The sequence below is a fragment of the Pseudomonas sp. 65/3-MNA-CIBAN-0223 genome, assembly GCF_040310425.1.
Classification (GTDB): Bacteria; Pseudomonadota; Gammaproteobacteria; order Pseudomonadales; family Pseudomonadaceae; genus Aquipseudomonas; species Aquipseudomonas gregormendelii.
Genome location: NZ_JBEOPV010000009.1, coordinates 114,668 through 136,840, shown reverse-complemented (window position 1 = coordinate 136,840; position 22,173 = coordinate 114,668). Strand labels below are relative to the sequence as shown.

Annotated in this window: 17 protein-coding genes; 1 reads left to right on the top strand and 16 read right to left on the bottom strand. The window is 59.1% G+C overall.

The features are described from left to right. From nuoH to AAEZ09_RS13185, 7 genes are all read right to left on the bottom strand, one after another. Positions 1 to 1,008, bottom strand: coding sequence for an NADH-quinone oxidoreductase subunit NuoH (gene nuoH, locus AAEZ09_RS13215; RefSeq protein ID WP_028623953.1), 1,008 nt, complete (start codon positions 1,006 to 1,008; stop codon positions 1 to 3). Beyond that, on the bottom strand, positions 1,005 to 3,719 hold the full coding sequence (nuoG, locus tag AAEZ09_RS13210) for an NADH-quinone oxidoreductase subunit NuoG (RefSeq protein WP_350599708.1): 2,715 nt from the start codon (positions 3,717 to 3,719) through the stop codon (positions 1,005 to 1,007). The genes nuoH and nuoG overlap by 4 nt, the downstream gene beginning before the upstream one ends. A gap of 136 nt (positions 3,720 to 3,855) precedes the next feature. After that, positions 3,856 to 5,211, bottom strand: a complete 1,356-nt coding sequence (nuoF, locus tag AAEZ09_RS13205; protein WP_045062301.1) for an NADH-quinone oxidoreductase subunit NuoF — start codon at positions 5,209 to 5,211, stop codon at positions 3,856 to 3,858. Then, positions 5,208 to 5,705, bottom strand: a complete 498-nt coding sequence (gene nuoE, locus AAEZ09_RS13200) for an NADH-quinone oxidoreductase subunit NuoE (RefSeq protein ID WP_007970445.1) — start codon at positions 5,703 to 5,705, stop codon at positions 5,208 to 5,210. Before nuoE ends, nuoF begins: the two co-directional genes overlap by 4 nt. A 2-nt stretch (positions 5,706 to 5,707) precedes the next feature. Next, entirely contained in the window at positions 5,708 to 7,492 is a 1,785-nt protein-coding gene (gene nuoC, locus AAEZ09_RS13195) for an NADH-quinone oxidoreductase subunit C/D (protein ID WP_350599707.1), read from the bottom strand. Positions 7,493 to 7,564: 72 nt separating this feature from the next. Beyond that, entirely contained in the window at positions 7,565 to 8,239 is a 675-nt protein-coding gene (locus AAEZ09_RS13190; RefSeq protein WP_008146035.1) for a NuoB/complex I 20 kDa subunit family protein, read from the bottom strand. 10 nt (positions 8,240 to 8,249) lie between these two features. Next, entirely contained in the window at positions 8,250 to 8,663 is a 414-nt protein-coding gene (locus AAEZ09_RS13185; protein WP_003223812.1) for an NADH-quinone oxidoreductase subunit A, read from the bottom strand. Between the two features lie 558 nt (positions 8,664 to 9,221). Between AAEZ09_RS13185 and AAEZ09_RS13180 the strand changes: the two genes are divergently transcribed. Beyond that, on the top strand, positions 9,222 to 10,844 hold the full coding sequence (locus AAEZ09_RS13180; protein WP_350599705.1) for a metallophosphoesterase: 1,623 nt from the start codon (positions 9,222 to 9,224) through the stop codon (positions 10,842 to 10,844). Between the two features lie 169 nt (positions 10,845 to 11,013). Here AAEZ09_RS13180 and aceA read toward each other — a convergent pair whose 3' ends face one another. The 9 genes from aceA to AAEZ09_RS13135 form a co-directional block, all read right to left on the bottom strand. Continuing rightward, positions 11,014 to 12,339, bottom strand: coding sequence for an isocitrate lyase (aceA, locus tag AAEZ09_RS13175; protein WP_045062291.1), 1,326 nt, complete (start codon positions 12,337 to 12,339; stop codon positions 11,014 to 11,016). A 475-nt stretch (positions 12,340 to 12,814) separates the two neighbouring features. Further along, positions 12,815 to 13,576 (bottom strand): secretin N-terminal domain-containing protein, encoded by a 762-nt coding sequence (locus AAEZ09_RS13170; protein ID WP_350599704.1) that lies wholly within the window; start codon positions 13,574 to 13,576, stop codon positions 12,815 to 12,817. 259 nt (positions 13,577 to 13,835) lie between these two features. After that, a complete protein-coding gene (locus tag AAEZ09_RS13165) occupies positions 13,836 to 14,258 on the bottom strand; it encodes a GNAT family N-acetyltransferase (protein WP_045062288.1) in 423 nt (140 codons plus the stop codon). Then, positions 14,251 to 15,420 (bottom strand): ribosomal protein uL16 3-hydroxylase, encoded by a 1,170-nt coding sequence (locus AAEZ09_RS13160; protein WP_045062287.1) that lies wholly within the window; start codon positions 15,418 to 15,420, stop codon positions 14,251 to 14,253. Before AAEZ09_RS13160 ends, AAEZ09_RS13165 begins: the two co-directional genes overlap by 8 nt. Positions 15,421 to 15,506: 86 nt before the next feature. Then, positions 15,507 to 16,877, bottom strand: coding sequence for an adenylosuccinate lyase (purB, locus tag AAEZ09_RS13155; protein WP_045062286.1), 1,371 nt, complete (start codon positions 16,875 to 16,877; stop codon positions 15,507 to 15,509). A gap of 126 nt (positions 16,878 to 17,003) precedes the next feature. Further along, complete coding sequence (gene hflD, locus AAEZ09_RS13150; protein ID WP_045062285.1) at positions 17,004 to 17,627, bottom strand: high frequency lysogenization protein HflD; 624 nt, start codon at positions 17,625 to 17,627, stop codon at positions 17,004 to 17,006. Beyond that, positions 17,624 to 18,769: a tRNA 2-thiouridine(34) synthase MnmA gene (mnmA, locus tag AAEZ09_RS13145; RefSeq protein WP_045062284.1), complete on the bottom strand. Its 1,146-nt coding sequence runs from the start codon at positions 18,767 to 18,769 to the stop codon at positions 17,624 to 17,626. The genes hflD and mnmA overlap by 4 nt, the downstream gene beginning before the upstream one ends. Before the next feature lie 59 nt (positions 18,770 to 18,828). After that, positions 18,829 to 19,275 carry an NUDIX hydrolase gene (locus AAEZ09_RS13140; protein ID WP_045062347.1) on the bottom strand — a complete coding sequence of 149 codons (447 nt, stop codon included), beginning with the start codon at positions 19,273 to 19,275 and terminating at the stop codon, positions 18,829 to 18,831. A gap of 205 nt (positions 19,276 to 19,480) precedes the next feature. Next, the gene (locus AAEZ09_RS13135) at positions 19,481 to 21,706 is read right to left on the bottom strand and encodes an NADP-dependent isocitrate dehydrogenase (protein WP_350599702.1); all 2,226 of its coding nucleotides are present in this window, start codon (positions 21,704 to 21,706) and stop codon (positions 19,481 to 19,483) included. Positions 21,707 to 22,173: the final 467 nt, after the last annotated feature.

Below are 22,173 nucleotides of genomic sequence, written 5' to 3'. Positions count from 1 at the left end.
TCACTGAGCCGCGACGGCGGGCGTGTTGAGCAACACGATCGCAGCGGTCACCAGCATGTTGACGAGGGTCAGCGGCAGGCAGAACTTCCAGCTGAAATCCATCACTTGGTCATACCGTGGGCGCGGAATCGAGGCGCGCAGCAGGATGAAGATCATGATGAAGAACGCGGTTTTCAGCGCGAACCAGATGAACGGGATCTGCGGCAGAATACCGAACGGGCCATGCCAGCCACCGAAGAACAAGGTCACCAGCAGCGCCGAAATCAACACGATGCCGATGTACTCGCCAACGAAGAACATGCCCCATTTCATGCCGGCGTATTCAATGTGGTAACCGTCGGCCAGTTCCTGCTCCGCTTCGGGCTGGTCGAACGGGTGACGGTGAGTCACGGCGACGCCGGCGATGAAGAAGGTCAGGAAGCCGAAGATCTGCGGAATGATGAACCACAGGTTCTGCGCTTGATATTCGACGATGTCGCGCATATTGAACGAGCCGACCTGGATCACGATGCCCATTAGCGACAGGCCCATGAACACTTCGTACGACACGGTCTGCGCCGAGGCCCGCAAGCTGCCCAGCAGGGCGAACTTGTTGTTACTCGACCAGCCGGCGAACAACACCGCGTAAACCGACAGGCCAGCCATGGCGAAGAAGAACAGGATGCCGATGTTGATGTCCGCCACGCCCCAGGTCGGGGTGATCGGGATGATCGCGAAGGCAATCAGCAGGGCGCTCATGGCCACGACCGGTGCCAGGGTGAAGATCATCTTGTCGGCGAACGGCGGAGTCCAGTCTTCCTTGAAGAACATCTTGATCATGTCGGCCGCGATCTGGAACGCGCCGAACGGGCCGACGCGGTTCGGACCATAACGGTCCTGCCAGAGGGCGAGCAAACGACGCTCGACCCAGCTCAGCAGCGCGCCGCACACCACCACGGCGAGCAGAATCACGATGGCCTTGAGGACCGCGATGATCACGTCAATCACTTCAGGCGTGAACCAGGTCATTGAGCTGCCTCCTGCAGACCGTCAACGGATTTGCCGAAGATCGCCGGAGGGATCCCGGCTATACCTGCTGGCAATGCAACCAGACCGGCACCCAGTTCTTCGTTGATTCGCAGTGGCAGACGCAGGGTCTGGCCGGCTACGTTCAAGCTGAGCAAGGCGCCCTCGTTGACACCCAGGCGATCGGCTTCGGATTTGGCCAAAGCGACATAAGCAGCCGGAATCCGCTCTTGAACCGGCGCGGCCTTGGAAGAGTTTTCTTCGCTGCCGAACAGGTGGAAGAACGGCACGACCTGCCAGGTACCCGGAGCCGGGTTGAATGCACGCGGTACAGCGGCGAACCAGTTCAACGCATCACCGGTGCTTTCGATCAGGCGGGTGCCCGGGTCGCCAGCGCGGATGTGACCACCAACTTCGTCCTGGAACTTGTTCCAGGCTTGCGGCGAGTTCCAGCCCGGGGACCAGGCGAATGGCACTTGCTGACGCGGTTCGACCGAGCCCGAGTATCCTTCCATCGAGAAGTTGAACGCGGTGTCGTTGTCTTGCGGCGTACGCGGTTCGTGCACGCTGATGTCGGCGCGCATGGCGGTACGACCGGAGTAACGCAGCGGTTCACGAGCCAGTTTCATGCCCTTGATGCGGAACGCGGCGGACGGTGCGGCATCGACGATACGGTTCAGTTGCGGCGTGCTCGCAGCAACGGCAGCGGTAACGTGGTCCAGCTGGGTCCAGTCGATCGGCTGGTTCAGCAGGGTGGCACGCAGGGCATGCAGCCAGCGCCAGCCTTCGTGGACCAGGATGCTCGCGTCCATATACTTCGGATCGAACACCTGGAAGAAGCGCTGGGCGCGGCCTTCCTGGCTGACCAGGGTGCCGTCGCCTTCAGCAAAGCTGGCAGCGGGCAGCACCAGGTGTGCACGATCGCTGGTGGCGGTCTTCTGGTGGTCGGCGACGATCAGCACTTTCGCCGCGTTCAGGGCAGCATCGACCAGCGCCTTGTCGGTACGGGTGTACAGATCGTTTTCCAGCACGACCAGTGCGTCGGCCTGGCCATCGATCACGGCCTGCAGCGCTTCGTCGACCGAGTTGCCACCCAGCATGGCCAGGCCGAGGCTGTTGGCCTCTGGCACGATCAGGCTGATGGAACCGTTCTTTTCGCGCAGCTTCAGCGCTTTGGCGATGTTGGCAGCAGCTTGGATCAGTGCCTTGGAACCCAGGGAGGTGCCGGCGATGATCAGTGGACGCTTGGCCGCAAGCAGGGCGTCGGCAATGCGTTGGGCCAGTTCGAGGGCTTCGGTGTCGAGGCCTTCAACTGCTGGAGCGCTGGCGTCGAGGGCATGAGCCACGGCGAAACCGATGCGCGCCAGATCGTCTGGAGCGGCGTGGACGCACTCTTCGGCGATATCGTCGAGCTTGGTTTCAGCCAGGCTGGCGATGAACAGCGGGTTCAGCGCGTGCTGGCCGATGTTCTTCACGGCGGCGTCGAGCCAGGGCTGGACGCGCATGGCGTCGGCCATGTCTTCAGCCTTGCCCTTGACTGACTGACGCAGGGACAGTGCCATACGGGCAGCGGTCTGGGTCAGGTCTTCACCGAGGACGAAGATCGCATCGTGGTCTTCGATGTCGCGCATGTTCGGGATCGGCAGCGGGCTGTCTTTAAGCACCTGCATGACCAGGCGAATGCGTTCCAGCTCGGCGGCTTCGATACCGGAGTAGAAGTGCTCGGCGCCGACCAGTTCGCGCAACGCGTAGTTGCTCTCGAGGCTGGCACGGGGCGAACCGATACCGACGATGTTGCGACCGCGCAGCAGGTCAGCGGCTTTATCCAGCGCTTCGTCGAGGCTCAGCTTGGCGCCATTGGCCAGCAAAGGCTGACGCGGGCGGTCTTCGCGGTTGACGTAGCCATAGCCGAAACGGCCACGGTCGCACAGGAAGTACTGGTTGACCGAACCGTTGAAGCGGTTTTCGATGCGACGCAGTTCACCGTAGCGCTCGCCCGGGGAGATGTTGCAACCGCTGGAGCAACCATGGCAGATGCTCGGCGAGAACTGCATGTCCCACTTGCGGTTGTAGCGCTCGGAGTGAGTCTTGTCGGTGAACACACCGGTCGGGCAGACCTCGGTGAGGTTACCGGAGAACTCGCTTTCCAGGGTGCCGTCTTCAACGCGACCGAAGTACACGTTGTCGTGGGCGCCGAATACGCCGAGGTCGGTGCCGCCGGCGTAATCCTTATAGAAGCGCACGCAGCGGTAGCAAGCGATGCAGCGGTTCATTTCGTGGGAAATGAACGGGCCCAGTTGCTGGTTCTGGTGGGTACGCTTGGTGAAGCGGTAGCGGCGCTCATTGTGGCCGGTCATCACCGTCATGTCTTGCAGGTGGCAGTGACCGCCTTCCTCACAGACCGGGCAGTCGTGAGGGTGGTTGGTCATCAGCCATTCGACGACGCTGGCGCGAAACACTTTCGCTTCTTCGTCTTCGATGGAGATCCAGCTGCCGTCGGTGGCCGGCGTCATGCAGGACATGACGATCCGACCACGGGTATCGTTGGCGTCGGTGTACTGCTTGACCGCGCACTGGCGGCAAGCGCCAACGCTGCCTAGGGCGGGGTGCCAGCAGAAATACGGAATATCGAGGCCTAGCGACAGACATGCCTGTAACAGGTTGTCTGCCCCGTCGACTTCGAGCTCTTTGCCGTCTACGTGGATAGTGGCCATGGTTCAAAGTTCTTCGTTGGCCCGGTGTCAGCGGGCGTGGCTAATGGAATCTTGTTATTCGCGTGAATCAACACAGCCGTTCAAGGCGTCATCACACGAAAAGCTGCGGGCACGGGCCCTTCGCCTTTTTAAGCGTTTACGCGCCGATTACGATCGGCCGTGCCAGAGGCGGGACGACGGCGCTGACAGGCGCGATGCCGGCTTCGAACTCATGGCGGAAATATTTGATTGCGCTGCCCAACGGCTCCACGGCGCCCGGTGCGTGAGCACAGAAGGTCTTGCCCGGGCCGAGGAAACCGACCAGACCCAGCAGGGTCTCGATGTCGCCGGCTTGCCCTTCACCGTTCTCGATCGCGCGCAGCAGCTTGACGCTCCACGGCAAACCGTCACGGCACGGGGTGCAGAAACCGCACGACTCACGGGAGAAGAACTCTTCCATGTTGCGCAGCAGGGACACCATGTTGACGCTGTCGTCCACCGCCATGGCCAGGCCGGTACCCATGCGGGTGCCCACTTTGGCGATGCCGCCGGCGTACATTTGTGCGTCCAGATGTTCCGGCAACAGGAAACCGGTACCGGCACCGCCCGGCTGCCAGGCTTTGAGCTTGAAGCCGTCGCGCATGCCACCGGCGTAGTCTTCGAACAACTCGCGCCCGGTGACGCCGAACGGCAATTCCCACAGGCCCGGGTTCTTGACCTTGCCGGAGAAGCCCATGAGCTTGGTGCCCATGTCTTCACTGCCCGCGCGAGCCAACGATTTGTACCAGTCCACGCCGTCGCCGATGATCGCCGGCACGTTGCACAGGGTTTCAACGTTGTTCACGCAAGTCGGCTTGCCCCACACGCCCACGGCGGCAGGGAAGGGCGGCTTGGAGCGCGGGTTGGCGCGGCGGCCTTCGAGGGAGTTGATCAGTGCGGTTTCTTCACCGCAGATGTAACGCCCGGCACCGGTGTGGACGAACAGCTCGAAATCAAAACCCGAACCCAGGATGTTCTTGCCCAGAAGGCCTGCAGCCTTGGCTTCTTCCACGGCACGGTTGAGGTGCTTGGCGGCGGTGGTGTATTCGCCACGCAGGAAGATGTAGCCACGGTAGGTTTTCAGCGCGCGAGCACTGATCAGCATGCCTTCGATCAGCAGATGGGGCAGCTGCTCCATCAGCATGCGGTCTTTCCAGGTGTTCGGCTCCATTTCATCCGCGTTGCACAGCAGGTAGCGGATGTTGATGGATTCGTCTTTGGGCATCAGGCCCCACTTCACGCCCGTGGGGAAGCCTGCACCGCCGCGACCCTTCAGGCCGGCGTCTTTCACGGTCTGGACGATGTCGTCCTGGGCCATGTCGGCGAAGGCCTTGCGCGCAGCGGCATAACCGTTCTTGGCCTGGTACTCGTCGAGCCAGACGGCTTCGCCGTCGTCACGCAGGCGCCAGGTCAGCGGGTGAGTCTCGGCCGACCGCTTGATGCGGTTGGCAGGACCAAAGGAAGTCAGGGTCATACGTAGCCCTCGAGCAATTTGGCAACGCCTGCTGGCTGCACATCACCGAAAGTGTCGTCGTCGATCATCAACGCCGGAGCCTTGTCGCAGTTGCCGAGGCAGCAGACCGGCAGCAGGGTGAAACGACCGTCGGCGGTGGTCTGACCCAGGCCGATGCCGAGCTTGCTCTGGATTTCGCTGACCACAGACTCATGGCCGCCGATGTAGCAGACCATGCTGTCGCAGACGCGAATGATGTGGCGGCCCACCGGCTGACGGAAGATCTGGCTATAGAACGTCGCCACGCCTTCTACGTCGCTGGCCGGGATGCCGAGGATTTCGCCAATGGCGTAAAGGGCGCCATCGGGCACCCAGCCACGTTCCTTCTGGACGATCTTCAGGGCTTCGATCGACGCCGCGCGCGGGTCTTCGTAGTGATGCAGCTCGTGCTCGATGGCCGAGCGCTCGGTTTCGCTCAGGGCGAAACGGTCTGTCTGGATAAGCGTGCTGTTCATGCTTAGCGGTCCACGTCGGCCATAACGAAATCGATACTACCCAGGTACGCAATCAAGTCCGCGACCATCTCGCCTTTGATCACCGAAGGGATCTGTTGCAAGTGCGGGAAGCTTGGGGTGCGAATCCGGGTGCGGTAGCTCATGGTGCCGCCATCGCTCGTCAGGTAATAACTGTTGATGCCCTTGGTCGCTTCGATCATCTGGAAGGATTCGTTGGCCGGCATGACCGGGCCCCACGAAACCTGCAGGAAGTGCGTGATCAGGGTCTCGATGTGCTGCAGGGTGCGCTCTTTCGGTGGCGGCGTCGTCAGCGGGTGATCCGCCTTGTACGGGCCTTCCGGCATGTTGCGCATGCACTGCTCGATGATCTTGATGCTCTGGCGCATTTCTTCGACGCGCACGATGCAACGGTCGTAGGCATCGCCATTGGCGGCCAGCGGCACTTCGAATTCGAAGTTCTCGTAGCCGGAGTACGGACGTGCTTTACGCAGGTCGAAGTCGCAACCGGTCGAACGCAAGCCTGCACCGGTGACGCCCCATTCAAAGGCTTCCTTGGTGTTGTAGGCGGCGACGCCGATGGTCCGGCCTTTGAGGATGCTGTTGTCGAGTGCGGCTTTCTGGTATTCGTCCAGACGCTTTGGCATCCATTCGACGAAGTCTTTCACCAGTTTTTCCCAGCCGCGTGGCAGGTCGTGAGCGACACCACCGATGCGGTACCAGGCCGGGTGCAGACGGAAACCGGTAATGGCTTCGATCACCGTGTACGCCTTCTGACGGTCGGTGAAGGTGAAGAACACCGGGGTCATGGCGCCGACGTCCTGGATGTAGGTGCCCAGGAACAGCAGGTGGCTGGTGATCCGGAAGAACTCGGCCATCATGATGCGGATGACGTCGACCTTCTCGGGCACCTTGATGCCGGCCAGCTTCTCGACCGAGAGCACGTACGGCAGGTTGTTCATCACGCCGCCGAGGTAGTCGATACGGTCGGTGTACGGAATGAAGCTGTGCCAGGACTGACGCTCGGCCATCTTCTCGGCACCACGGTGGTGGTAACCGACGTCCGGCACGCAGTCGACGATCTCTTCACCGTCCAGCTGCAGGATGATGCGGAAGGCACCGTGAGCAGAAGGGTGGTTCGGGCCGAGGTTGAGGAACATGTAGTCCTCGTTCGCACCTGAACGCTTCATGCCCCAGTCTTCAGGCTTGAAGCGCGCAGCTTCTTCCTCAAGCTGTTGCTTGGCCAGGGTCAGGGTGAACGGGTCGAACTCGGTGGCGCGCGCCGGGAAGTCCTTGCGCAGCGGGTGACCTTCCCAGGTCGGCGGCATCATGATGCGGGTCAGGTGCGGGTGGCCGGGGAAGTCGATGCCGAACATGTCCCAGACTTCGCGCTCGTACCAGTTGGCGTTCGGCCAGATGCCGGTGACGGTCGGTACGCTGAGGTCGCTCTCGGACAAGGCCACCTTGATCATCACGTCACTGTTACGTTCGATCGACATCAGGTGATAGAACACGGTGAAGTCGACGCCGCTTGGCAGCCCTTGACGCTTGGTGCGCAGACGCTCGTCCACGCCGTGCAGGTCATAGAGCATGACGTACGGCTTGGGCAGGTTGCGCAGGAAGCTCAGGACTTCGACAAGTTTGGCGCGGGCAACCCAAAGCACCGGCATGCCGGTGCGGGTCGGCTGGGCGGTGAACGCCTCGGGGCTAAAACGGTTGTTCAGTTCGACGACCACATCCTGGTCGTCTGCCTTGTAAGGCGGGATGTACAGAGCACTGCCTGTAGTCATGGTTATTTATCGCTTTCGGTCAACGTAAAGAATGAAGCCAGTGTCTCGTTCTATTAAAGAAGCAGATCTGGATCAGACTTCGTCGGGGCTGCGCAGGTTGGTGACTGCGATTCGCTGTTCGCGGCGCTGTTCCTTTTGCGAAGGCATCTCGGCGCGGTACACGCCTTGATCACCGACGACCCAGGAAAGCGGACGACGCTCCTGTCCAATCGACTCCTGCAACAGCATCAAGCCTTGCAGGAAAGCTTCAGGGCGGGGCGGGCAGCCAGGCACGTAGACGTCCACGGGCAGGAACTTGTCCACCCCTTGAACGACGGAGTAGATGTCGTACATGCCACCGGAGTTGGCGCACGAACCCATGGAGATAACCCATTTAGGCTCGAGCATTTGCTCGTAGAGACGCTGAATGATCGGCGCCATCTTGATGAAGCAGGTACCGGCGATAACCATGAAATCCGCCTGGCGCGGTGATGCCCGGATAACCTCGGCGCCAAAGCGCGCGATGTCGTGGGGCGCCGTGAAGGCGGTGGTCATTTCCACGTAGCAGCACGAAAGACCGAAGTTGTACGGCCACAGGGAGTTCTTGCGCCCCCAGTTGATCGTGCCGTTAAGCACGTCTTCGAGCTTGCCCATGAAGATGTTTTTGTGGACTTGATCTTCTAACGGATCGGAAACGGTTTCCCGCTCGCCAATCGGATACTGCTCGTTAGGAGCATCGGGGTCGATCCTGGTGAGATTGTATTGCATTGCCAAAGCCTCATTGTTTCAGCTTCGCCTGCCGCTTGCGACGAGCTTCCGGAGCCCAGTCAAGGGCGCCCACTCGGAACAGGTAGACAAGACCTGCCAACAGAATTGCTATGAAAACGAGAGCTTCGACGAATCCGGTCCAGCCGCTTTCGCGGACGGACACAGACCAGGCAAAGAGAAAGAGGGCTTCGATATCGAAGATCACGAAGAGCATCGCGACCAGATAGAATTTGGCTGAGAGCCGCAAGCGGGCGCCACCTGTAGGTAGCATGCCCGACTCGAACGGTTCGTTTTTGCTGCGGCCCCAGGCTTTTGACCCAAGGAGGCTGGAGACACCGAGCATGAAGGCGCAGAGGCCGACAACGCCCAGAAGGAAAATGGCAAAGCCCCAGTTGTGGGCCATGAGTCCTGTCGCTTCGGGCATGCTGGAAATCCTTAACAGAGAGCAAAGGTCTCTGAGCTTGAAAAAGAAACAACGCAGTGACGATATGTCGCAGCAATCAATCCCGCTGATTTTATGGCACAACACCGTGCAAGTAAAATTCAGATAGCGAAATTATTGATAGGAATAAGGACATAGCGTGCCTTAAAGGCCTCGCAGCCCATGCATAGCGGGCATTAGGCGACTTTCAATCAATTATGTTTTACAGGTGATGCAATGAATTCAACAGCTTGTAAATGATAATCACTATTGTTTGCCGGCGGTTATACGATTTCAATGAGCGGTTTCTGTGTTCAAGGTGCCATTTTGGGCGGGTCCATTGACCTCTTCATGGTGCTGCTCTTTTTTGTCGCCTGATCCTCCTTCTGGCTTCGATGAGAACGAGGGAAAGCCCTTCCGTGGGGTGCCGTTGGCGCGTGTACTTATCAGGCGATAACAGTCTTGTGGTGTGGGGGGTTGTAGGAAATCTCGTACTTTTCGTATGTTTTTGCTTTTACTGCAGCGGCATTCTGGGTTTTTTCAATCCAACGAAGACGTCCAGTGCTTATCACCTTGCAGCGAACTACCCTTTCCTTGTTGATTGCCAGTCAGTTGACGTTCGGCGTCATGAACGTGTCGGCGAACGAAAGCTCTGCCTTGGCACCGTCCACTGCCGAGCTCGTGCCGCCCTCTGCAGCGACGGCCATGAGCGCCATCGCCGCTTCTGGCACTTATGAGCATCCTAAACTATGGGAAGAAGCCACAACGATCGGCGCCATTCACAAATACACATATGAGGGAAAAAACTTTTTCTTCGCGGCGAAATTCGATGGCAATGCGAGTGATCATAATTGGTTTTTTCCGACGGGGCCCTACAGTAACGATTACTGGGAGTTCAAAGGGGCTCATGCCGGCACCGCTGCTGACCCGAAAGAATCGAATGAGTTGACCTACGTTGGGGCCATTCATAAGAGAGTTATCAATGGCGGTAATTTATACTTTTCGTCAAGGTTTAATGGTATTGCAGGCGAGGTATCATATCCGACAGGCCCCTTCAGCAATATTCTTTGGGATTTCAAAGGGACCCTTGCCGGTTCCTACGCTGAGCCCAAAGACTTGACCGATCAGACCTATGTCGGTGCGATACATCAACATTCCAAAGGTGACAGTTCTTATTTTATCTCAAAATTTGACGGCGTTCCAAAGGATGGTTATCGCAATTATCCGACAGGTAAAAAATCCAATGATCACTGGACCTATGCTGGCACACCTTCTTATATCGTGATGACCTCGGACCCGCAGTATCCTTGGACCGATAAAAAGGAAGACGAGAAGGGTAACGAAAAGGAGCTTTCAGCAGCGTATATCCATGCACAGTATCGTGACGTTAACTCGTTCAGGAGCAGTCATCCCGCACTCGATATTCCAGTATATGTCAATGGTGATATCACAGCTTTCGGTCATGGGGACCAGCTAAGCTTTATGAAGAAAAGGTTTAAAGAGTACTTCAATAACAAGGTCTATTTGGGGTTGGGTAATCACGACTATGAAAATAATGTTAACGACTGTGCTAATAATGGGTGTGCCAGAGACAGTGTTCTGACTTACCTGAGAATGACAAAAAATTTAATAGCGAGAGGCAATATTGATTATAGGTCCAGTACTGGCGCCGGAAAGTTCAGGGAAAGCTACGCTGGCAGTTTTGCCCATTCAGAGTGGCATAATAATTTACACGTAGTACAGGCCAATAATTATCCAGTCTATGCAACCAAATTTGAGACGGGGGTGTCACATGTTAATAAGAAACAATTTAACATTAACTCATCCTGGAATTTTATCGATAACAAGATGGCGTTCGCCAGCAACTGGGGCAAGGTCAATATCCTCGTTACCCATAAGCCTAATGGTTGGAAGAACTTTAGCGCCGCCGACGCCGAAGCATTCAGGGCGATGATGAAAAAACATAAGGTGGCTGCTGTCTTTGCCGGTCACTTCCATGAGGACCACGGTATTTACGATAATGCTAATTACTTCGGCGATACCCCGGTGTTCCTTAGCGGTTCGGCGTCCTACGAAACTTACCTGATTGTTGAAAGCGTTCGCGAACAGAAGAAATTGCGAGTCTTCTCGGTACGTAACAATAATCACAAAGCCAAGACCCTGCTCCAGGAAATTGATTACTGAGTCTGGCTCTGGCGCAGCCTTGCGCGTCTGTATCTGTGTGCGCAACGCTGCCATGGTTTGTTGAATTGCGGGCAAAAAAACGCCCCGAGCAAGTCGGGGCGTCAGAGGTGCAGCGCTGCGGTTAGCTTTCCATTCGGCCCGCAGCGGCTGTTATTTCAGGCGAAGCAGATCAGTGGAACTGTTCTTCTTCGGTCGAGCCGGTCAGCGCGGTAACCGAAGACGAACCACCCTGGATTACGGTGGTCATGTCGTCGAAGTAGCCGGTGCCCACTTCCTGCTGGTGAGCCACGAAGGTGTAACCCTTGGCGGCGTCAGCGAACTCTTGCTCTTGCAGTTTCACGTAGGCAGTCATGTCGTTGCGGGCGTAGTCGTGCGCCAGGTTGAACATGCTGTGCCACATGTTGTGAATGCCGGCCAGGGTAATGAACTGGTGCTTGTAGCCCATGGCGGACAGTTCACGCTGGAACTTGGCGATGGTCGCGTCGTCCAGGTTTTTCTTCCAGTTGAAGGAAGGCGAGCAGTTGTACGACAGCAGTTGGTCCGGGTATTCCTTCTTGATCGCTTCGGCGAAGCGGCGAGCCTCGTCCAGGTCCGGCTTGGCGGTTTCGCACCAGATCAGGTCGGCGTACGGCGCGTAAGCCAGGCCGCGAGCGATGGCCTGGTCGAGGCCGGCGCGCACTTTGTAGAAGCCTTCCTGGGTACGTTCGCCAGTCACGAATGGCTGGTCGTACGGGTCGCAGTCGGAAGTCAGCAGGTCAGCGGCGTTCGCATCGGTACGGGCCAGGATGATGGTCGGTGTACCGGCCACGTCAGCAGCCAGACGAGCAGCGGTCAGCTTCTGTACGGCTTCCTGTGTAGGCACCAGTACCTTGCCGCCCATGTGGCCGCATTTTTTCACGGAAGCCAGCTGGTCTTCGAAGTGAACGCCGGCGGCGCCAGCTTCGATCATGCTCTTCATCAGCTCGTAAGCGTTCAGCACGCCACCGAAACCGGCTTCGGCGTCAGCTACGATTGGTGCGAAGTAGTCGATGTAGCCTTCGTCGCCCGGGCCTTTGCCGGCTTTCCACTGAATCTGGTCAGCACGACGGAACGAGTTGTTGATGCGTTTGACCACGGTTGGAACCGAGTCCACCGGGTACAGCGACTGGTCCGGGTACATCGATTCGGCGGAGTTGTTGTCCGCAGCTACTTGCCAGCCGGACAGGTAGATCGCCTGGATACCGGCCTTGACTTGTTGCACAGCCTGGCCGCCGGTCAGGGCGCCCATGCAGTTGACGAAATCTTTCTCAGGGCGGAAGGACGGCTTGGCACCCTGGGTCACCAGGTTCCACAGCTTCTCGGCGCCGAGTCTTGCGAAGGTGTGCTCAGGTTGAACCGAGCCACGCAGGCGGACGACGTCAGCAGCGGAGTAGGCGCGTGTCACACCTTTCCAGCGTGGGTTTTCAGCCCAGTCTTTTTCGAGGGCTGCAATTTGCTGTTCGCGTGTCAGTGCCATGGAGATAAACCTCGTCGCGTCTTTTACGGAAAGTTGTTCTGCGGTGGAAAATACGTGCGCTCGCAGACCAGAAGCTTAGGTGGTCAAGTCGGATTCGGCGGGATTGGCGACGGGATGAACGATGGGCTCGAGGGGAAGTGAGCAGGTAAGGGCGAACTGGCGAACGCATTCGGGCATCGTGGGCCCTGGTGCAGACTTCAGTGTGGAGCCGGGTTACCTAATTACGCTTCCGTCCCTCGGGACAACTTCGTTCCAGTCGGCAACCTCGTCAAACACACCTTGTGGGCGGTACAGACACGAAGCGGTTCGCGGGGTAGGTGCGAACATCGCTTCGAAGGCCCTTGCCAGGGCCCCTGATTAGCGGGAGCGAGGCCATCATGCCTTTGCTTTTTTCGATCGTCAAACGTTTTGTAGTGCTTTTTTTCAAGCACTACATCTTTGGTCTAATACGACTAATCAGTCAGTTTTCGGTGATTTAGTCCAAAGTATCGACTTTGACCCGCAGGGTCATGTCGTCCCGGCCTTGAGTCGAGTAGCTGCGGGTCAGGCCCTGTTTGTCGGCCTGGGTCTGGCGATTCACCCCGGCCAGGGTGATCCACTCGCCCAGGCGCCCCGTGACAGTTGTGTCGGTGCTTTGCACATTCACTACATCGGGACGTTCCTGGCTCATGCGGTCACGGTTGGTGCTGATATCCAGGTGAACGATATCACCGGTGACGCTGGCGGTGACGTAGAAACCCTGGGTGACGTTGCGGTATTCGGTCTGGCTGCGCAAATCGCCGTAGGAGTCGCTTTGACTGCTGGTCAGCGGCACGCTTTGGCCGATCTGGATCAGCGCAGGCGCACCTTCGCTGGCCTGGATCTGCTGGATGCCACCATCACGGCTGTCGGTGCTGCGGTTGATGATGCGAGTCTGGCTCGGCCTGGCGCCGTTTACCGAGTAGCCCTGGTCAGCCTGGAAGTTGTTTTCGCTGGTGTCGACGGTGATCAGCAGGCGCTTCGGCGCGGTATCCAGCTGGCTGATCAGTGCCTTAAGTTCGTCGATCTTGCGTTGATCGGCGTTGACAATCAGCTGGTTGCCATAGGCGCTCACCTGGCCGTCCTTGCCGATGAAGTCTTGTGCCATCGGCAGCATGTCGGCGCTGGTGTGGTAGTTCAGCGGCACAATCTCGGTGGCTGCGCTGAGCGAAAAACTGCAGCTCAGCAGCAGCGTGGTGAGCAGGGTGCGTAGGGACATGTCCGTTATCTCCGCCAAATAAACAAAGCCCGTAGGAGCTGCCGAAGGCTGCGATCTTTTGATCCTGCCTTTGATTGATATTGCCAGTTTGTCGGCCTCGATAGGAGCAAGTTGAATCGCAGACAGCAAAACGCCCCGGCATCCGAGGATGGCGGGGCGTTTTGTGGTGTTGCTTCAGAAAAGATCGCAGCCTTCGGCAGCTCCTACGGATGTTCGCACAACTCTGTAGGAGCTGCCGAAGGCTGCGATCTTTTGATCTTCAGGAATGCCGAACCATGTCCACATGCGGAATCCCGGCTTCCAGGAACTCCTCACTGACCAGGCTGAAACCCAGGCGCTCATAGAACGCCGTGGCCTGCACCTGCGCGCTGAGCATCTGCCGCTTCAGTCCACGTTCCTCGGCCTCGCCGATCACCGCCTGCATCAGCGCATCACCGACCTTCAAGCCGCGCCAGTCCTTGAGCACCGACACCCGGCCGACGTGACCGTCAGGCAGGAGGCGCGCAGTGCCAATCGGAAAGTCACCCTCGAAGGCCAGGAAATGCACCGCTGTCGCGTCATCCGCATCCCATTCCAGCTCGGGCGGTACGGATTGCTCGGCGATGAACACCGTCTCACGAATGCGCCGGATCTCGGCGTTGTCCTTCTGCCAGTCTGCGACACTTACGTGAATTTTATTCATCGGCAAACCCCAGGCTTCCTTGCTTGATCAGCTCGCACAGGAGGCCGCGACCGTCGTCATCGCCCAGCCATTCGCCGAGGTTATCGATGTGCAGCGCATCGGCGGCGCAGATCAGCTTCAACAGCTCGCGCAGCTTGCCCGGCAGATAACGGCTCTGGCCGCTGGCGAACAGCAGCAGGTCGTCATCGACTTCGGACCAGGCCAGGCGCGCGCTCGGGTTGCGAATCAGTACGGCGCCCTGTTCCAGGCTGGCAAGCAGGTCGTCTTCTTCGATCTCTTCCGGGCCGACCACCAGCTCCGGGTAGCGCGGCTCGGTCATGAACTGGCCAAACCAGGTCAGCAACAGGCGCTCGTCGCTCATGTGTTCGGCCAGCAGGCCTTTAAGGCGGCCGAGGGCGTCGTGCTGGATCTGGTGCGGATCGGCGACTGGCTGGGCATCGGCGTCGGTGTAGCGCTCTTCGTCCGACAGGAACTGGCTGAGGAAGTCGGTGAAGTGGGTCAGCACTTCAGCGGCGCTTGGCGCGCGAAAGCCGACCGAGTAGGTGAGGCAATCGTCGACGGCCACGCCGCAGTGGGCCAGGCGCGGCGGCAGGTAAAGCATGTCGCCCGGTTCCAGGACCCATTCATCGGTGGCTTCGAATTCAGCCAGGATGCGCAAGTCGGCGTGCTGCAGCAGCGGGCTTTCAGAGTCGCACATCTGGCCGATTTTCCAGTTGCGCTTGCCATGGCCTTGCAGCAGGAACACGTCGTAGTTGTCGAAGTGCGGACCGACGCTGCCGCCTGGTGCGGCGAAGCTGATCATCACGTCATCGACGCGCCAGCTTGGCAGAAAGCGGAAGTTTTCCAGCAGTTCAGCGACTTCCGGGACAAACTGGTCAACGGCTTGAACCAGCAGGGTCCAGTCCTGTTCCGGCAGTTTGCTGAATTCGTCTTCGGCGAATGGGCCGCGGCGCAATTCCCAAGGGCGCTCGCCGTTTTCGATCACCAGGCGCGACTCAACTTCTTCCTCCAGCGCCAGGCCGGCCAGTTCGTCGGCGTCGATCGGGCTTTCGAAATCTGGAATCGCCTGACGGATCAGCAGCGGTTTTTTCTGCCAGTAGTCGCGCATGAACTCGCGCGCCGTGATGCCGCCCAGGAGTTGAAGAGGAATATCAGGATTCATGTGTAACCTATTGAAAAAAAGTACTTTTCAGACGGGAATAAAAACGCCCGGCGCTGCCGGGCGTTTTAAACGGGTGCAGCGGTCGATCAGATGCGCCTGGCTTGCTCTACAGCGTTGCCGATGTAGTTCGCCGGGGTAAGCAGTTTCAGCTCGGCCTTGGCGGCGGCCGGCATGTCCAGGCCATCGATGAAAGTTTGCAGCGCTTCGGGGCTGATGCCCTTGCCGCGGGTCAATTCTTTCAACTTTTCGTACGGGTTTTCGATGTTGTAGCGACGCATGACGGTCTGAATCGGCTCGGCCAATACTTCCCAGCAAGCGTCCAGGTCGGCAGCGATCTTCTGGGCGTTGAGCTCCAGTTTGCTGATGCCTTTGAGGCTGGCTTCGTACGCGATGACGCTGTGGGCGAAGCCGACACCGAGGTTGCGCAGCACGGTGGAGTCGGTCAGGTCGCGCTGCCAGCGGGAGATCGGCAGCTTGCTCGCCAGGTGCTGGAACAGTGCGTTGGCGATACCCAGGTTGCCTTCGGAGTTTTCGAAGTCGATCGGGTTGACCTTGTGCGGCATGGTCGATGAACCGATTTCGCCCGCGATGGTGCGCTGCTTGAAGTAACCCAGGGAGATGTAGCCCCAGATGTCACGGTCGAAGTCGATCAGGATGGTGTTGAAGCGCGCGATCGCGTCGAACAGCTCGGCGATGTAGTCGTGCGGTTCGATCTGCGTGGTGTACGGGTTGAAGCCCAGGCCCAGCTCGTCTTCGATGAAGGCGCGGGCGTTTTCTTCCCAGTCTATCTCGGGGTAGGCCGACAGGTGGGCGTTGTAGTTGCCCACAGCGCCGTTGATCTTGCCCAGCAATGGCACGGCGGCGACCTGGGCGATCTGGCGCTCCAGGCGGTAAACCACGTTCGCCAGCTCTTTGCCCAGAGTGGTCGGCGAGGCCGGTTGACCGTGGGTGCGCGACAGCATTGGCACGTCAGCGAAACGGATCGCCAGTTCGCGGATGGCGTCGGCGGTCTGGCGCATCAGCGGCAGCATCACGTCATCACGGCCTTCGCGCAGCATCAGGGCGTGGGACAGGTTGTTGATGTCCTCGCTGGTGCAGGCAAAGTGGATGAATTCGCTGACGGCCGCCAGTTCAGGCAGCTTGGCCGCTTGCTCTTTGAGCAGGTATTCGATGGCCTTGACGTCGTGGTTGGTGGTGCGCTCGATCTCTTTGACGCGCTCGGCGTGCTCCAGAGAGAAGTTTTCCGCCAGGGTGTTCAAGACAGCGTTGGCTTCGGCGGAGAACGCCGGTACTTCGCTGATGGCAGAGTGAGCGGCCAGGCGCTGGAGCCAGCGCACTTCGACCAGGACGCGAGCACGGATCAGGCCGTATTCGCTGAAAATAGGGCGCAGGGCCTGGGTTTTGCCGGCGTAGCGGCCGTCAACAGGGGAAACCGCAGTGAGCGAAGAAAGCTGCATGGGGTGTTCTCGGACAGTCGGGCAACGAAATGGGGCGCGTATCATACATGAAAAAATCCGCCGGTCCGTTGCCAACTGACCGGCGTATTACGCGTTACAGATCAAAATCGGTGTTGCGAGCGCTGTTCAGCTACTGCGCATCAGCGGGTAAAGCTCTTTGAGCAATTTGCGCCGGCTGATCACCAGCTGCCAGCGATGACCGCCCAACTGGCGCCACAGGCGCGCCGAACGAATTCCGGCCAGCAGCAGGGCACGGATCTTCGAAGCGTTGCTTGGCTGCTGCAGGTTGCGCATGTCGCCGTGCACCTGAATGCGCTGGCGCAAGGTGCTCAAGGTGTCCTGGTACAACGCGCCACAGGCGGCGATCACGTTTTCGTGGGCCGGGCCGAAGTGCTCGACCTGGGACTGGATCTGCGGCAGGCGCTTGCCAATCACGTCCATCAAGTCTTCGCGCTTGGCCAGCTGACGCTCCAGGCCGAGCATGGCCAGCGCGTAGCGCAGCGGTTCGCGCTGCAGTGTGCTGGGATCGCGTTCCAGGGCGCCGATCAGGGCGCGATAGCCCTCGCGAAGGTTGATGTCGTCTCCGCCGTACACTTCCAGCGTGTCCTTGGGATCACGAATCAGCAGGCTGCCCAGCATGCAGGTCAGGCCCGCTTCGGTGGTCTGGCCGGTCTTGGCGATCTTGTCCACCAGGACCGCGGCGAGGAATACCCCACCCAGCGCTGTCAGTTGCTCCTGGGTCGGGCTCATTGGACTTGGCCCTTGCTCGCGTTCTTGCTCGTCCAGGGCTCGGCTATTTCGATCACGCCGCCACCCAGGCAGATCTCACCGTCGTAGAACACCACGGACTGGCCCGGGGTGACCGCCCGTTGCGGGTCATCGAAGGTGGCGCGATAGCCGGTAGCGGTTTTTTCCAGCGTGCACGGCTGGTCGCCCTGGCGGTAACGCACCTTGGCGGTCAACTTGAGTGGCTCGCTGAGGTCGATGGGGTTGACCCAATAGATGTCCGAGGCGAGCAGGGCGCGGGAGAACAGGTATGGATGGTCATTGCCCTGGCCGACGATCAGCTCGTTATGCTCCAGGTCCTTGATCAGCACGTACCACGGCTCGTCACCGGCGTCCTTGAGGCCGCCGATGCCCAGGCCCTGGCGTTGGCCGATGGTGTGGTACATCAAGCCGTGGTGGCGCCCGATGACTTCACCTTCGGTGGTCTTGATCTCGCCGGGTTGTGCCGGCAGGTACTGCTTGAGGAAGTCGCTGAAGCGGCGCTCGCCGATAAAGCAGATCCCGGTGGAGTCTTTTTTCTTCGCGGTGGCCAGGTCGTGCTTCTCGGCGATTGCGCGCACTTCGGGTTTTTCCAGCTCGCCCACCGGGAACAGGGTCTTGGCGATCTGTTCTCCGCCCACGGCGTGCAGGAAGTAACTCTGGTCCTTGTTCGGGTCCAGGCCCTTGAGCAGCTCGGTGCGTCCATCGATGTCGCGGCGGCGCACGTAGTGACCGGTGGCGATCAGGTCGGCGCCGAGCATCATCGCGTAGTCGAGGAAGGCTTTGAATTTGATCTCGCGGTTGCACAGGATGTCCGGGTTCGGCGTGCGTCCGGCCTTGTATTCGGCCAGGAAGTGCTCGAACACGTTGTCCCAGTACTCGGCGGCGAAGTTGGCGGTGTGCAGCTTGATGCCAATCTTGTCGCAGACAGCCTGGGCGTCTGCGAGGTCGTCCATCGCGGTGCAGTATTCCGTTCCATCGTCTTCTTCCCAGTTCTTCATGAACAGGCCTTCCACCTCGTAACCCTGCTCGATCAGCAGGAGAGCGGAAACGGAAGAGTCCACGCCGCCGGACATGCCGACAATGACGCGCTTCTTTTGTATGTCAGAAGGGGCTGGATCACGCATAGGGATTCAATGAGTGTCTTGAAAAAGGACGCGATTCTAGCAGGCCCAAGGCCACAAGGCTAAAGAGAAGGACGGATCAATTCCAGGTCGAAGCGCTGACCGCCCAGATAGTCGTCGATGCAGCGGATGATCAGTTCGCTGCGCCAGTTGTCGCGCTGTCCGATTAATTCCTCGCGGGTCAACCACTTGGCGCCGATGATGCCGTCGTCCAGTTGATACTCGGGGTGGTGTTTCAGCGGCTTGGCGATGAAGCAGACTCGCTGGTAGGTCACGCCGTTGCTCGGGGCGGTGTACAGATAAATGCCCAATACCCCCGTGGGTTCGACGTCCCAGCCGGTTTCCTCGAGGGTTTCACGGATGGCAGCTTCGGTCAGGGTTTCATTCGGGTCGAGGTGACCGGCGGGCTGGTTGAGTACCGCTCGTCCGCCTTTGAGTTCTTCGACCATGAGGAAGCGACCGTTGTCTTCGACGATGGTGGCGACGGTGATGTGGGGTTTCCAGTCCATAACGCTTCCTCAGATATTGAATAATGAAACACAAACCCTGTGGGAGCTGGCTTGCCAGCGATAGCGGTGGGTCAGTCACCGTCATTGGTGAATCATAAACCGCCATCGCTGGCAAGCCAGCTCCCACAGGGGTTTGTGCCAATCATTAAGTACCGAAAACAAAAACCCCGGCACAAGGCCGGGGCTTCTTTGCATCCTTACAACCTTACACCAGCGCAGCAATCGCCGCGTTGAAGGTGTTGCTCGGGCGCATGGCCTTGCTGATCAGCTCGGCATCAGCGTGGTAGTAACCACCGATGTCCACTGGCTGGCCCTGTACGGCGTTGAGCTCGGCAACGATGGTTGTCTCGTTCTCGGTCAGGGTCTTGGCCAGCTGGCCGAATTGCGCCTGCAGTGCTGCATCTTCAGTCTGGGCCGCCAGGGCTTGTGCCCAGTACAGCGCCAGGTAGAAGTGGCTGCCGCGGTTGTCGATGTTGCCGACTTTGCGCGATGGCGACTTGTTGTTGTCGAGGAACTGGCCAGTGGCCTGATCCAGGGTCTTGGCCAGCACCAGGGCTTTCGGGTTGTTATAAGTAACACCCAAATGCTCCAGGGAAGCAGCCAGGGCCAGGAACTCGCCCAGGGAATCCCAGCGCAGGAAGTTCTCTTCCAGCAACTGCTGAACGTGCTTCGGTGCCGAACCGCCAGCGCCGGTTTCGAACAGGCCGCCGCCATTCATCAGCGGTACGATCGACAGCATCTTGGCGCTGGTTCCCAGTTCCATGATCGGGAACAGGTCGGTCAGGTAGTCGCGCAGTACGTTACCGGTCACCGAGATGGTGTCCTTGCCTGCACGGGTACGCTCCAGGGTGAACTTCATGGCGTCGACTGGCGCCATGATCTGGATGTCCAGGCCGGACGTGTCGTGATCCTTCAGGTAAGCCTGAACTTTCTCGATCACCACGCCATCGTGGGCGCGCATCGGGTCCAGCCAGAAGATCGCTGGCGTGCTGCTGGCGCGGGCACGGTTGACGGCCAGTTTGACCCAGTCCTGGATCGGCGCGTCTTTGGTCTGGCACATGCGGAAGATGTCGCCGGCTTCAACCGCTTGCTCCAGCAGCAGGCTGCCTTTGCTGTCGGTAACGCGAACCACGCCGCTGGCCTTGACCTGGAAAGTCTTGTCGTGCGAGCCGTACTCTTCGGCTTTTTTCGCCATCAGGCCCACGTTTGGCACGCTGCCCATGGTGGTCGGATCGAAGGCACCGTTTACCTTGCAGTCTTCGATGACGGCCTGGTAGATGGTCGCGTAGCAACGATCCGGAATCACTGCCTTGGTGTCGTGCAACTGGCCATCAGTGCCCCACATCTTGCCGGAGTCACGGATCATCGCCGGCATCGAGGCGTCGACGATGACGTCGCTCGGCACGTGCAGGTTGGTGATGCCTTTGTCGGAGTTGACCATCGCCAGCGACGGACGAACGGCGTAGACCGCCTGGATGTCCGCTTCGATCGCAGCTTGCTGATCGCTAGGCAAAGCCTTGATGCGAGCGTACAGGTCACCGATGCCGTTGTTCAGGTTGAAGCCGATCTGTGCCAGCACGTCGGCGTGCTTGGCCAGTGCGTCTTTATAGAACTCGGCAACGATCTGGCCGAACATGATCGGGTCGGAGACCTTCATCATGGTGGCTTTGAGGTGAACCGACAGCAGCACGCCTTTGGCTTTGGCGTCTTCGATCTCGGCAGCAATGAAGCTGCGCAGGGCGTTCTTGCTCATGACCGCGCAATCGAGGATCTCACCGGCTTGTACGGTGGTTTTTTCCTTCAGGACGGTGGTGGTGCCGTCTTGAGCGATCAATTCGATTTTGACGGCGTCAGCGGCGTCGATCAGGGCAGCTTTTTCGCTGCCGTAGAAATCACCGGTGCTCATGTGGGCTACGTGGGACTTGGAGTCCGCAGCCCAGGCGCCCATTTTGTGCGGGTGCTTGCGCGCGTAGTTCTTGACTGACAGCGGTGCACGACGATCGGAGTTGCCTTCGCGCAGAACCGGGTTCACGGCGCTGCCCTTGATCTTGTCGTAACGCGACTTGGCGAGCTTGTCGGCGTCGCTGGTCACGGTTTCCGGGTAGTCCGGCAGTGCGAAGCCCTGGGCTTGCAGCTCTTTGATCGCGGCTTGCAGTTGCGGAACGGAAGCACTGATGTTCGGCAGCTTGATGATGTTGGCTTCAGGCGTAACGGCCAAGTCGCCCAGTTCGGCGAGGTGGTCGGCTACGGCTTTGTCACCCAATTGCTCGGGGAAGCTGGCCAGAATGCGCCCTGCAAGAGAGATATCGCGGGTTTCCACGGCGATATCAGCGGAGGCAGTGAAAGCCTCTACGATAGGCAGCAGTGAATAGGTGGCGAGGGCGGGAGCTTCGTCGGTGAAGGTATAGATGATCTTCGAGCGGGTGGGCATATTCGGATTAACTCTCTCTTCTTTGCTAAAGCGTGCGCAGAAACTCGAGGGGCGCCGGGTAAGCGCGTTCGTTCAAAGTCGTCCATGAGCCGAATGTCGAGGTTTGTGCGCGGTGATGTTGGGTGCATCAGTCGAGCGGCAAGCGGGTGGACTGCTGTAGCGGTCCTGCTTTTTCGGGCCGAAGCTCTCGCAATAGAGGGGTCGGCCGTCGTGACTCTGTGGTCAGCGGGCGGCATTATACATAGGTAGCTGGCAATCTGCCGATGGTTCATACACAACGTGTGTCGTCCATTGGTCTAAAGGTCGCAGGGGGGTGGGGGGCGTAGAGTCTTGCACCGTGCTTGAGTTTGGCGCTTTTCCCTTTGCATTCAGGCTTGTAGAACCCCAGCCGCACAGGTTTGCGGCAGATGGGTGGAACATGGGGTTTGCGCGCTGAATTAACTGGGGTACGCTCGAACCAAGCCAGA